This is a genomic window from Roseibium polysiphoniae, assembly GCF_014842925.1.
In the GTDB taxonomy this organism is placed as follows: Bacteria; Pseudomonadota; Alphaproteobacteria; order Rhizobiales; family Stappiaceae; genus Roseibium; species Roseibium polysiphoniae.
The window spans coordinates 409,254-422,133 of the sequence record NZ_JACYXJ010000006.1; the positions used below are offsets into that span (position 1 = coordinate 409,254).

8 protein-coding genes and 1 tRNA gene are annotated in these 12,880 nt (G+C 57.4%); 5 read left to right on the forward strand and 4 right to left on the reverse strand.

From position 1 onward, the window contains the following. Positions 1-162: 162 nt before the first annotated feature. Positions 163-990: a sulfite exporter TauE/SafE family protein gene (locus tag IG617_RS17650; RefSeq protein WP_192110544.1), complete on the reverse strand. Its 828-nt coding sequence runs from the start codon at positions 988-990 to the stop codon at positions 163-165. 198 nt (positions 991-1,188) lie between these two features. Between IG617_RS17650 and IG617_RS17655 the strand changes: the two genes are divergently transcribed. Then, positions 1,189-1,731, forward strand: coding sequence for a DUF3291 domain-containing protein (locus IG617_RS17655; protein ID WP_192110545.1), 543 nt, complete (start codon positions 1,189-1,191; stop codon positions 1,729-1,731). Between the two features lie 27 nt (positions 1,732-1,758). Here IG617_RS17655 and IG617_RS17660 read toward each other — a convergent pair. The 3 genes from IG617_RS17660 to IG617_RS17670 form a co-directional block, all read right to left on the reverse strand. Continuing rightward, positions 1,759-1,835 (reverse strand) — tRNA-His (locus IG617_RS17660). A 265-nt stretch (positions 1,836-2,100) separates the two neighbouring features. Beyond that, positions 2,101-2,613 (reverse strand): phasin, encoded by a 513-nt coding sequence (locus IG617_RS17665; RefSeq protein WP_153770770.1) that lies wholly within the window; start codon positions 2,611-2,613, stop codon positions 2,101-2,103. Between the two features lie 259 nt (positions 2,614-2,872). Then, the gene (locus IG617_RS17670) at positions 2,873-3,259 is read right to left on the reverse strand and encodes a phasin (RefSeq protein ID WP_153770769.1); all 387 of its coding nucleotides are present in this window, start codon (positions 3,257-3,259) and stop codon (positions 2,873-2,875) included. Positions 3,260-3,519: 260 nt separating this feature from the next. On the opposite strand from IG617_RS17670, the gene IG617_RS21540 reads away from it, so the two are divergent. The 4 genes from IG617_RS21540 (at position 3,520) to ftsH (ending at position 12,879) form a co-directional block, all read left to right on the forward strand. Continuing rightward, positions 3,520-7,779, forward strand: coding sequence for a PAS domain-containing sensor histidine kinase (locus tag IG617_RS21540; RefSeq protein WP_192110546.1), 4,260 nt, complete (start codon positions 3,520-3,522; stop codon positions 7,777-7,779). 343 nt (positions 7,780-8,122) lie between these two features. Continuing rightward, positions 8,123-9,154, forward strand: a complete 1,032-nt coding sequence (locus tag IG617_RS17680) for a Fe(3+) ABC transporter substrate-binding protein (RefSeq protein WP_209008595.1) — start codon at positions 8,123-8,125, stop codon at positions 9,152-9,154. Positions 9,155-9,273: 119 nt separating this feature from the next. Next, positions 9,274-10,959 carry an ABC transporter permease gene (locus IG617_RS17685; RefSeq protein WP_254170604.1) on the forward strand — a complete coding sequence of 562 codons (1,686 nt, stop codon included), beginning with the start codon at positions 9,274-9,276 and terminating at the stop codon, positions 10,957-10,959. 87 nt (positions 10,960-11,046) lie between these two features. Continuing rightward, a complete protein-coding gene (gene ftsH / locus IG617_RS17690; RefSeq protein ID WP_192110548.1) occupies positions 11,047-12,879 on the forward strand; it encodes an ATP-dependent zinc metalloprotease FtsH in 1,833 nt (610 codons plus the stop codon). Position 12,880 lies beyond the last annotated feature (1 nt).

Sequence of the window (12,880 nt, forward strand, 5' to 3'; positions counted from 1 at the left end):
CGCGGGTTCTACGACAATCGTTTTCCAAAAGACTCAAGCTGTTTATGAAACCAGCTCAGTGTGCTGATTGTTACAATGGCCGATAACCACCTCAAGAACCAATGATATTCGTTGATCAGATCATTCAAGAAATGGATCGACGCCAAAGGCCCGCAAAGACGCCTACATCATCACGTCGTAAATCATGCGCAAACCGGTAAAGCCGAGGAAGAGCGCAAAGATCAGCTTGAGCTTCGAGGGGGCGATTGTATGCGCAATTTTTGCCCCAAGTGGCGCAGCGTAGGTCGATGCCGGAATGATCAAGAAGAAGCCGATGAGATTGACATAACCCAGCGAGAACGGCGGGCGTCCCTCCGCCTCCCAACCGAAGTAAATCGACATGAGCGTGCCAGGCACCGCGATGATCAGACCAATGGCTGCTGCTGTTCCAACCGCCTTGCGGATTGGATAGGAAAACAGCGTCAGAGTGGGAACGCCGAGCGTTCCTCCGCCGATGCCCATCATCACCGAAATGCCACCAATCAAAAGACCCATGAGCTCCTTGAAGGGGGAACCCGGCAGCTTTTCGGCGATGGCAGAACCTTCTTTGCGCAAGAGCATGTTTGCAGACACCACAAGCGCCACGACGCCAAATATCAGCGTCAATGCACCGCCGGAAAGGTTGCCGGCGAGCGTCGCGCCGCCAATGACACCGAGCGCGATCGCCCACCACCAGCTTTTCAGCAAATCCACATCGACGCTGCCGCGCTTCCAATGGGCACGTGCGGAGGATGTTCCGGTCGCCAGGATCGTCGCGAGCGAGGTGCCGACCGCCAAGTGCATGAGCACGTCTTGATCAATGCCGAGGCCGGAGAACATGTAATAGAGCACCGGCACGATCACGATGCCGCCGCCGACGCCGAGCAGGCCCGCAATAATTCCAGCCACAACGCCTGTTGCCAGCAATGCGCCCGCCAGGAGCGCTAATGAAACCAGGCTTATGTCTTCCATGCGGACGTTCCCCCATCAGTTGCTATGTAATTTCGGCAACACTCGCCGCCCCTTTTGCAAGTGGAAGCACTTTCCCCCTACCGGCCACCAGCAACCATCCTTAGGATGATCGCTGCCGGATCCAGACTGCCAAGATCTTCTTAATTGCATACAATTTTTAAAGCAAGGCCATCAAATGTCGACAATTTCGCTTCTGCAATGACCGCCCAATTTCACCTTGCCGTCTATACATTCGGCCAATTTCTCGACAGGGCAGACTCTCCCAAAATCGCTAGCTTCTTCGAGATAGAACCCTCGGTTTTGACCGCCCTTGAAAAAGCACCGGGCTTTTTATCGCGCTCGGGATATGACAGCGACACGGGCCCTGCGAGTTGGGGCGTCCAGGTTTTTCCGCGGTTCTGGGAAGACAACGGTGATGGCTGGGCGCCATCTACCCTCTCACTCTGGAGCAGCGTCGAAGCTATTGCCGCGGCGACCTACCACGGTGAGCACGGAGCCGCCTATCGACGCGGTCGCGAGTGGAACGTTCTGCCAAACGGCTGGACCGGATACGCACTCTGGTGGGTCAAGGCAGGACATCAGCCGGATTGGGCTGAAGCTGTCGAACGGCATGAGTATCTGGCCGATCATGGCGATGGCCCGAGAGCCTTCACCTTCAAGCGACCATTTGATCCACATGGACAGGTGGCGCAGCTGGATGCGACCGAGGTCAAGCGACTGGCCAGTCTGCCACGCGCATAATTCAGAAAATTTGATGTTTTTGAGAAATGGTACAGACGAGTGGATTCGAACCACCGACCTTCGGAGCCACAATCCGACGCTCTAACCAACTGAGCTACGTCTGCATGTCGCGATACGTTCGTATCGAAGTGGCGCGGACCATATGAGTGATGGCCCCCGTTTGCAAGGGGTCTTCTATCGCTCTTTCCAACTGTCCACAAGGGTGAAATTGGAGCAATTTACGGCTTTGATCTCACCTCTCAAGAGCCTGTGCAAAAGTGCTGACGAAGCCCCAGAGCCCTTCTAGCGACAATGAAAAACCCCGGAACCATGACTGGTTCCGGGGTTTGAATTCAATGCCGACAAATGGCTGGCGATATGGCCAGAACCTTAGGCGGCTTTCATGTCCTTGAAGGACTTTTCAAAAGCGTCCTTAACAGGCGCCGACACATCCGAGCTCAGCTTGGTTGCGAATTCCTGCATGTCCTTTGCCTGAGAGGACAGGGCATCGAACTGCTGGCGTGCGAAAGTGGACTGAAGTTCGATCGCTTCAGCCAAAGTCTTTGCAGCCATTACGTCCTTGATGAACGTGAAAGCAGCGTCGGTGTTCGCCTTGGCCGCATCAACAGCCTTGTGGTTGAACTCAACCGCGCCCTGACGGGAAGTCTCAAAGGTATCTTCCATTACGTCGGTCGCATCTTCAGCGGCCGTCTTCACCTTGGCATATGCGTCGCGAGCCTGCTCGATGCCTTTTTCCGTGGCTTCACGGAATGCAGCAGGGACTTCCATCTTCGGCATAGAAAATGCCTCGAAGTCGCCAAACGGGGTGGCCGGAGCCGCCTTGGTGGATTTGGTTGCACGTGCCTTGGGAGCAGCTTTCGCTGTGGTCGTTGTCTCTGTCATGATGTCATCTCCATAATTTCGGATGCGATCATCATTGAACTGTTCGGTCTGACAAACTTCATCGTGTCAGGCCTCTCGTCATCCGCAAACGCAATATAGGGAAACCTCTGCTGCATTGCAATATTATTTTGCACTGCACAATTAATTTTTTTCAATCAGACGCTGCGTTAATTGCAAACTCGCCCCATGCGATGCGAGCAATAAAAAACCGGCGAGGGCATAAGCCGACGCCGGTTCGCGAGTTCCAAATAAACTTCGATCAGCTTTTCTTCGCGGCCTTGGCAACATCCTGGGCCGCCTTGGTGGCCGTGCTGGACAGGTCACGCGCCTGCTCACCAAGAGCCTCCATCTGGCTGCGCAGATAGGTCTGCTGAAGACCCATCATTTCCTCGACGTCCTTCGCACGGACCAGCTGCTGTGCAAACTTGAAGGCCGCGTCCATGTGTTCTTCGGCGAAGGAAAGCGTCTTGCGATTGACATCGCTTGCACCGCTCTTGGCGACGGATGTGGAATCTTCCACGTTCTCGACGGCCTTCTGGGTCACATTCATGAAGTCATCGAAGGCCTTGCGAGCCTGATCTACGCTCTTTTCGGCAAAGTCACGCATTTGATCGGGAATTTCGAAACCATCGTTATCGCTGGCCATGGATCCAGTTCCTCAACTCTCGTGCCACATCTAACCCATCCAAGCGGGACGCTCAGGGCGTGTGAGATTTCCTACCATGCCCTCAGGGTTACGGCAAATCTGACAAGCACAATTAACCACGCCTTCATGGAAGACCTTTAGGACCCCGGCTTTGCGTGGACGCTCGGCTAAGGAAACGGTATTAACAAGGTGTTTACCAGTTCCGACCTCGTTCCCGAAGACAATCGGAATTGCGTCGCAGTCGCTTTCGGAGTTGAGCCATGGACAACCAGCTACAAACATTCATGGAACTCAGCGCCGCTCCAGAGTTGGCCGGGCTCTGTGAAGACCCACGCGCCGCGTGGGTCTGGTCAGCTGACGGCTCAAGGATCCTGTGGGCGAACGCGGCCGGCGCCGCCTTTTTTTCGGTTCGGGATGTCCGCGGCTTCAGCCGTCTTTCGGGACTGACCCGGTCCCCCGCCAGACCTCATATTGCACGCATTGCGACGTCCGGTTCCACAGATCGCTTGAGCATTGACCGTCTGCGGTTTTACCGTGGACTTCGCGTGATGCTCCTGACGTGCCAATGCCGCAGGCTGACGCTTGCCGACGGTCATGACGCCGCCCTTATCGTCTGCGGCGACAAGGGCGTTTCCACAACGGATGCTCCCCTGCCGGCGTTTCTGGCCTTGCTGGCCGACGCCGACCACAGCTCATTTGTCATGGAGGGAGACAATGTCGTCCTGCGTGCAGGTGCGCTGACTGGCCATCCGGAAACCCTCGAACTGCCAGAGGATCAGCGCAACTTGTCTGGCCCGCTCGCAATGCAGGATCGCTTGCATGATGGTGCCATCGCATTGATCGATGACACCCGGCAACTGGTGCTCCTCGAAAACGCGCCGCTTGACCCTTCCGGGGATGAAGACGAAGCCGTCGACCATGCGCGCGAAGATGAGCCGGCTTCAACTGGAGGCGTAGTTGCAGCCCCTGTGAGCCTCGATCTTCCAGCCCCCGAGAGCGACACCGCCGACGATCTCATCACGATTTCAGACGATGCAATTGTGGAAGAAGCCCCTAAAGACGTAGCGCCAGAGGATGAAGACGCTTCCCAATCAGATGATCTTCTCGGCTCAGCTGACGAAGATACCGCGGGCGCCTGGTCTCGCGCTCAAGACATTGCCGAAGACGAAGGCACCGAACCAGTGTTCCGCAGCGAGGGCGTCCTTCTTCAACAGGTCAGCGCCGACACCGGCGACGGTCTGATGCCAGAGACCAGCAACGTCAGCATGCCGCCTCTGGCGCGCGCACAAGACGAAGACGCACAACCCGCCGGCTTCCAATTTGCTCCAAGAAGACGCCCCATAAGATTTGCCTGGAAGATGGACATCGACCAGCGCTTCACCTTCATCTCCGAAGAGTTTGGCGAGACGCTCGGGCCACGAGCCGCGAACATTGTCGGCATGACCTGGAGTGACGTCTCAGACCAGTTTGATCTGGACGTCACCGGCAGCATCGCCCGTGCGCTTGACCGCCGCGACACATGGAGCGGCAAGACCATCGAGTGGCCTGTCACCGGCGCTGCGCTTCGCGTGCCCGTGGACATGGCAGCCCTTCCCGCCTTTGATCGCGACCGCGAATTCGAAGGATATCGGGGCTTTGGCGTTTGCCGGACGGCGGATGCCATCGTCGACCCACTCGCGCCACTTTTGACCACCGAAGACGACGCAGACCTCACGGTTCCAGAAAATGATGAGGTCGAAGAAAACTCGGTAGCGGCTGAAGATGAGGCTACAGACATCTCCGAGAACGACGACACGCCTTCCGACGCTATGGATACGACCGAAACGGTGCTTGAAGCTGAGGTGGATGCGGTTCCTTCGGACGACGACCTGGAGATCGAAGGTCCGGCACCTTCAGTCCCCCTCGCCTCCAAAGATGCATTGCCGGAGACCCCATCGGACAATGGTGGAGACCTCCTAAGTGAAGTTGACGCGACTGATGCATCCGATGAGGTAGAGGTCACCCTTGGCGACGAAACCCAAGTGGAAGATCCGGAGCAAGACCTTCGTGAAAAGCCCGCCTCTCCGCTTGAGGGCGGCACGCTTTTAGGTGCGAGCGCTGCCGCCTGGCTGGACAACATCAATGTTCAGGGCCAGTCTGAAAGTTCCTCGACATCAGAGTTCCTCGAGGAACAAGAACCGGCAGAACCTGAAGACCCAGGTCTTCTTTCTGGTGATGATCGAGAAGAAGCCTCTGAGCTTACCGAAGCCGAAGAATCCGGCGATAGTGCCGACGACGTTCCTTCTGAAGACGCGGCAACCGACGCCGCGCCGGTTTCGCGCGAGCCTGAGAACCAGGCCGTTGCCGAAGAAAAGACCACTGAGGAAAGCGATCTCAGCGGCATCTCGGGCACCGCGCCCTTGCGTCCTCGAGAAATCGAGACAGCGGTAAAGACGCTCGCCAAAGACTATGGCCGAAAAAATCAGGAAGAATTGCCGCTCAATCCGCTCTCGGAGATCACCACCTCCAAGGATGCCTCGGCCGACGAGCAAAAGGCGGACGCTTCGAGCGTCTCCTTGGACGAAAATGATGCCCGCGTCCCTGGGCAATCCGAGCCGATTGATGAAGAGCTGGATTTCTTCGAGGAGACGGCAGCGTTTCGCGACGAGGAAGAACCGGACAACGGGATCTCTGCGACCGATGAAGGTGACCTAACCCTGCCGGAAGACGCTGGGTTCGGGGCTGCACATATCAGCCTGATTTCCGGCGAAAATGATAACGGCCCAAAGGCTGGTACAAACGCACCGGAAGATGACGGCAAGGTCGTGTCGATCACGCGCAAACCACAGCTGGTCCCGGTCGATACATCACGCCTGTCAAAACCCGAAAAAGCGGCCTTCCGGAAAATCGCCGAGGCTCTGGGCGCCCGCCTGGAAGGGGATATGGACGGCGACGAGAATGACAATTTCGATGAGGAAACTCAAAACGAGCTCGCCAAGGCGATTGAACCGCCGCGCGCCGGACCGATCGATCCCCGTCTGCTCGACCGCCTGCCGATTGGAATTGCCATCGCCCGGGACCGCGATGTGCTTTATGCCAATGACACGCTTCTAGACCTGCTCGGCTACTCCGACTTGAAGGGCCTCACCGAGGCTGGAGGGCTCGAAGCGGTTTTTGTCGAAGATGATGATGACGACGCACTTCCTGACGCTGAGGGCATGGAAGGCACCGTCGACGGCACTTTGAAGGTCCGCTTGGCCGACGGCGGCGTCAGACCTGTCGATGCGCGCATGCATTCCGTGCCCTGGAACGGTGGTCGAGGTCTCATGATTTCTTTCACCGAGCGAACGCCCGCGACATCCGAAGCGCCGCAAATTGCCCCTGTGGTGACCCCGGCACCTTCCGGCGCGCTCCAGGATGCAGAAGACCGCATTTCGGAACTCGACACGATCCTTGAGACCGCGACCGATGGTGTCCTTGTTCTCGACCGCCACGGCACCATCACCAAGGTGAACCGTTCGGCAGAAGCCCTCTTCGGTGCCAGCCGCTCCGATATGGAAGGGGCGCCACTGACGGACTATCTTGCACCCGAGAGCCACCGGGCTGCGGCGGACTACCTGGATGGCCTCGCGCGCAATGGCGTGGCCAGCATCTTGAACGACGGCCGGGAAGTGTTGGGCCGGGTTTCGGCTGGTGGCCTCATTCCCCTGTTCATGACGATTGGCCGCGTAACTGCATCGGGGGATGAACCGAAGTTCTGTGCTGTTCTGAGAGACATCACACAATGGAAGACCGCTGAAGAAGAGCTGACCCAGGCGAAGCGTCAGGCCGAAAATGCCAGTTCCCAGAAGTCAGATTTCCTTGCCAAGATCAGCCACGAGATCCGGACACCGCTGAATGCCATCATTGGCTTTTCCGAAGTCATGATGGAGGAGCGCTTCGGTCCTATCGGAAACGAGCGTTACAAGGAATATCTGAAAGACATCAGGACGTCCGGCTCACTGATCATGAGCCTGATCAACGACCTTCTTGATCTGTCCAAAATCGAGGCCGGAAAAATGGAACTGCGCTTTTCCGCAGTGTCCGCCAATGACGTAATCAACGAATGCGTTGCCCTGATGCAGCCGCAGGCGAACCGGGATCGCGTTATCATCCGGGCGAGCCTGCCCGATTCAGTGCCCAGTGTGGTCGCCGACCAGCGCTCGCTGCGCCAAATCGTGCTGAACCTCTTGTCGAACGCGATCAAGTTCAACAAGTCCGGTGGGCAGGTCATCGTGTCGACGTCGCTTGAGGACAACGGTGAAGTCGTTCTGCGCGTCCGGGATACAGGCACAGGAATGAGCGCGAAAGACCTTTCGGCTGCGCTGGAGCCTTTCCGCCAGGTTCATACCGCCCGGCACGGTGGCGGCACAGGGCTTGGCCTGCCACTCACCAAAGCACTGGTTGAGGCGAACCGCGCAGGCTTTCAGATCGATTCGACACCTGAACAGGGAACGCTGGTCGAAATCCGTTTTCCGTCCCAGCGTGTCCTGGCTGAGTGAGCTTGAAGAATCGTGCGGGCGAATGCCTTCACGATCAAAGCTGCCGCGAATCCTGAAATAGCCGACGCGTGCGCAAAGCTCACATTCCCGTGATTGCTTTCCTGCTCGACGCTCATCCTTTCCCAGACCTGGCCGTTCCGCTCCGAGAACTCTCTGATCAACAAAAGAAAATCGGTAAAAATCCGGAGTATTGAACTCCAGTTAGTTTTGAATAATTCTAAACTATTGATCTTATTTAACTTATTGACTTGAGTTCCTCAATTATACATATTTCGCTCAACAATTAATCAGAAGAACAGGGGCATCGCCCCAACAACGGGAGCCTTAAGCTATGCGCTACACCATGCGTGCCATTTTGAGCGCTGCAACACTTGCGGGTATCGCTTCGACAAGCGCACCTGCCTTTGCGGCAGATGAAGTGAACATCTACTCCTATCGCCAGCCATTCCTGATTCAGCCGCTGCTGGACGCCTTCACAGCTGAAACCGGCGTGAAGACCAATGTCGTATTCGCATCCAAGGGCCTTGGTGAGCGGATCGCCGCAGAGGGCGAAAACTCCCCGGCGGACGTGCTCCTCACGGTCGACATTGGACGTCTGGATGGCGCAAAACAGCTTGGCGTGACCCAGCCCGTCAACTCCGACGTGGTGACCGAAAACATCCCGTCCCAGTTCCGCGACCCCGAAGGGCACTGGGTCGGCCTGACGAACCGCGCTCGCGTGATCTATGCGTCGCGTGACCGCGTCGATCAAGACAGCATCACTTACGAAGAACTTTCGGATCCGAAGTGGAAGGGCCGTCTTTGCACGCGCTCGGGCCAGCATGTCTACACCATTGGCCTCATTGCCTCGATGGTCGCCCATCACGGCGCTGAAGAAACCGAAGAGTGGCTCGCAGGTGTCCGCGACAATCTTGCGCGCAAGCCTGCTGGCAACGACCGCGCACAGGTAAAGGCCATCTATGCTGGAGAGTGCGATATCTCCCTCGGCAACACCTATTACATGGGCAAGATGGAAACCAACGACAAAGAGCCGGAGCAGAAGGAATGGGCAAAGTCCGTCCGCATCCTGTTTCCGAACTCTGACGACCGCGGCAGCCACGTCAACCTAGCAGGCATCGTGCTGACCAAACATGCGCCCAACAAGGACAATGCGGTCAAGCTCATTGAGTTCCTGACCTCTGCCAAGGCCCAGGAAATCTACGCTGAAACCAACTTCGAATACCCGGTTACGCCTGGCGTTGCCGTCTCTGAACGGGTTCAGTCATGGGGCGAGTTGAAGCCCGACAGCCTGTCGCTCTCCGACATTGCCGAAAATCGCAAGACCGCAAGTGAGTTGGTCGACAAGGTCGGCTTTGACGATGGACCTGCTTCCTAAGCCAAGCCTATTAGCTGATAAGAAAAGGCGCTGCAGATTGCAGCGCCTTTTTGCATTTATACTCCGGGCAGGCTAACTACAGCACTCAACGTCATTCTGCCCCTTGTGAGACATCCGCATTGCCGCGCCCCTTGCATATGACCAACGCCGAACGCTTTTGGCAGTCGGGCGCGATCCTGATTGCGGTGCTTGTCCTTTTCCCGCTGCTGGCGATCTTATGGATTGCAATGAGCCCCACGGGCGACGTCTGGGAACACCTGATCAATACGGTTCTCCCGCGTTCCCTGCGCACGACACTCCTGCTCATGGCCGGCGTTGGGTTTTTCACTACGGTTGTTGGTGTCGGAACCGCCTGGCTGACCACCATGTGCCGCTTCCCAGGACAACGGATTTTCGACTGGGCACTGCTCATTCCACTTGCCGTACCGACCTACATCATCGCTTTCGCCTATGTAGAGGTCCTGGACTATACGGGACCCGTTCAGTCCGGCTTGCGCGCGCTCTTCGGCTTCAAGACGTCACGAGACTATTGGTTTCCGGAAATACGATCTCTGGGCGGAGCCATATTCGTGATGAGCGCCGTTCTCTATCCCTATGTCTACCTGACGACCCGGGCCAGCTTTCTGGTGCAGTCCGCCTCGGTTCTTGATGTATCGCGGACACTCGGCGCGTCCCCGTGGCGTGTCTTCCTCAGGATCGCCTTGCCGCTCTCACGCCCCGCAGCAGCGGTCGGTGTGTCGCTCGCCCTCATGGAGTGCCTGAATGACATTGGGGCAGTTACCTTCTTCGGCGTCAAGACGCTGACGTTCTCGGTCTATGACACTTGGCTGAACCGATCGAGCCTGAGCGGCGCAGCCCAACTCGCTCTGGCGATGCTGTTGATGGTGTTCCTGTTGCTTTGGCTGGAGCGGTTTGGACGCCGCAAACAGCGCTTCGACAACGGCAATGCAAAGCAGCGCCATCCCGCGCGCTTTACCCTGACCGGATGGAGAGCTGGCGGCGCATTCGTTTTGTGCCTTCTCCCGATCGCGCTCGGTTTCCTGATACCCGCCTCTTTGCTCGCGGACCGTGCAAGCCGACGTCTGGATGACCTCTGGGCCGGACCGCTGGCCGGAGCCATCTGGAACTCACTCTCTTTGGCGACCATTGCCGCCGTCTTGACGGTGCTGCTCAGCCTGTCACTGGCGTATGCACTACGCCTCAACAAAACGCCCGTCTTGATGCTGGGCGTGAGGCTTGCCTCCGTCGGTTATGCGATCCCCGGGACCGTTCTTGCGGTAGGCATCCTCGTGCCGATGGCCGCATTTGACAATTTCATCGACGCACAGATGAAAGCGGCTTTTGGCTTCGGTACCGGATTGCTGTTGCTGGGAAGCGGCGTCGGCCTCGTCTATGCTTATATGGTCCGTTTCCTTGCGGTTTCCTATGGTCAGGTCGAGGGCGGTTTCGGGAAGATTTCAACGCACCTCGATATGGCCTCACGCACTCTTGGCCGAGATGCGTCGCAAACGCTCGGCCAGATCCACCTGCCGCTGCTGCGCCCCGTCCTGCTTTCGGCACTGCTTCTGACGTTCGTGGACTGCATGAAGGAGCTGCCGGCGACGATCCTTCTGCGGCCCTTCAACTTTGAAACACTTGCGACGACAGTCTTCGAAGCGGCTTCACGCGAGGCTTTTGAGGAGGCAGCCCTGCCCTCTCTTGCGATTGTAATCGTCGGCCTTCTGCCGGTCGTCTATCTGGCCCGCACCAGCGCCGAATCGTTCAGAACCAAGCGTTCTTCCCGCAAACGATCCCTTGCGGCATAGGCATTCTTTCGGACCCTTTGACCGATTGACAGATCTTCTGTGACAGCGCTCAATCGGCTCAGATTGAACGAAGGGATCTCTTTCCCAATGGACAAAAAGCATCAAATCAACATCTGGTACGCCGCTGGCGCGTTTTTCCTCCTGCTACTGTTCCAAAGTTGGTGGGTCACCTACAAGACCGTCGAGACCATCCCCTATTCCGAGTTCGAGCAATATCTCGAAGCGGGAAACATCGAGGAGATTGCGGTCAAGGAGAACACCATTGAGGGCAAATTCCGGAACCCTCTGGCCGACGGCAAGCAGTATTTCACCACGACAAGGGTCGACATGCCTCTTGCCGAGATGCTGCAGAAATACGATGTGAAATTTACCGGCGTTATCCAGTCCACACTCCTGCGGGACCTGATGTCCTGGGTGCTGCCGATGCTGGTTCTCTTCGGCCTTTGGATGTTTGTCATCCGCCGCATTGCCGAGAAACAGGGCCTCGGCGGTATGATGACCGTGGGCAAGTCGAAGGCAAAGGTCTACGTGGAGACCGGCATCGAAACCACATTTGACGATGTTGCCGGCGTCGATGAGGCCAAAAGAGAACTCCAGGAGGTCGTGGACTTCCTGCGCGATCCAAAAAGCTATGGACGCCTCGGCGCGCACGTCCCAAAGGGCATTTTGCTGGTCGGGCCTCCGGGCACCGGCAAGACACTTCTCGCCCGTGCTGTTGCTGGAGAGGCCAATGTCCCGTTCTTTTCCATCTCCGGATCCGAGTTTGTCGAGATGTTCGTTGGTGTGGGAGCAGCGCGTGTCAGGGACCTCTTTGAGCAGGCGCGCAAGGCCGCCCCATCGATCATATTCATCGATGAACTCGATGCCCTTGGCCGTGCCCGTGGCGGAACGCCGTTTCAGGCCAACGACGAGAAAGAGCAAACTCTCAATCAGCTGCTCACCGAGCTCGATGGATTTGACCCTTCGGGCGGCACGATCCTGTTGGCGGCGACCAACCGACCCGAGATACTGGACCAAGCGCTTTTGCGTGCAGGCCGTTTTGATCGACAGGTACTCGTTGACCGGCCGGACAAGATTGGACGGCGTGCGATCCTTGATGTCCACTCCAAGAAAATCCTGCTTGCTCCAGATACAGATCTCGACCAGGTGGCACAGATGACAGCGGGCTTCACGGGCGCAGATCTCGCCACGTTGGTCAATGAGGCGGCGTTGCTTGCAACGCGTGCGAACGCTGACGCCGTTCGCCTCAGCCATTTTACAGAGGCAATTGAGCGGGTGGTGGCCGGTCTTGAAAAACGCAGCCGTGTGCTCTCCGACAAGGAACGTAAAACCGTTGCCTATCACGAGATGGGGCATGCGCTGGTTGCGGCAAACCTGGAAGGCGTCGACCCGGTCCACAAGGTTTCGATCATCCCGCGCGGCATCGGCGCACTTGGCTACACCATGCAAAGACCAACCGAGGACAGGTTCTTGCTCTCCACCAGGGACCTTGAGAACCGAATGACTGTCTTGATGGGTGGCCGGGCAGCTGAGGCCGTCGTATTCGACGAGATCTCCACCGGTGCCTCAGATGACCTTCAACGTGTGACGGAAGTCGCGCGGGAGATGGTCTCGCGATACGGCATGGATGAGGCGCTTGGGAACCGGGTCTACTCAGTCCCGCGCCAGAGCTTTCTCGGCCAAAACTTTGGCGATGAAAGCGACGTGTCACAGGAAACTGCTCGCGAGATCGATCTTGCTGTGCGTGAGAAGGTCGAGACAGCATTCACCCGCGCAAAAGACATTCTCACAGCGCACCGCAAGGATCTTGAAGCCGGCGCGGCGCTTCTGCTTGAGCGGGAGACATTGACCGAAGCAGATTTCCCGGCGATCAGCCCCGTTGCCTTGCGGCAAGACAAACGGCCAGACGCCGCGGAGTGAG

What these genes read in the sequence shown, in the direction of transcription:
- IG617_RS17650 (WP_192110544.1), bottom strand. Translation starts at nt 990, where the DNA reads ATGGAAGACATAAGCCTGGTTTCATTAGCGCTCCTGGCGGGCGCATTG.
- IG617_RS17655 (WP_192110545.1), top strand. Translation starts at nt 1,189, where the DNA reads ATGACCGCCCAATTTCACCTTGCCGTCTATACATTCGGCCAATTTCTC.
- IG617_RS17665 (WP_153770770.1), bottom strand. Translation starts at nt 2,613, where the DNA reads ATGACAGAGACAACGACCACAGCGAAAGCTGCTCCCAAGGCACGTGCA.
- IG617_RS17670 (WP_153770769.1), bottom strand. Translation starts at nt 3,259, where the DNA reads ATGGCCAGCGATAACGATGGTTTCGAAATTCCCGATCAAATGCGTGAC.
- IG617_RS21540 (WP_192110546.1), top strand. Translation starts at nt 3,520, where the DNA reads ATGGACAACCAGCTACAAACATTCATGGAACTCAGCGCCGCTCCAGAG.
- IG617_RS17680 (WP_209008595.1), top strand. Translation starts at nt 8,123, where the DNA reads ATGCGTGCCATTTTGAGCGCTGCAACACTTGCGGGTATCGCTTCGACA.
- ftsH (WP_192110548.1), top strand. Translation starts at nt 11,047, where the DNA reads ATGGACAAAAAGCATCAAATCAACATCTGGTACGCCGCTGGCGCGTTT.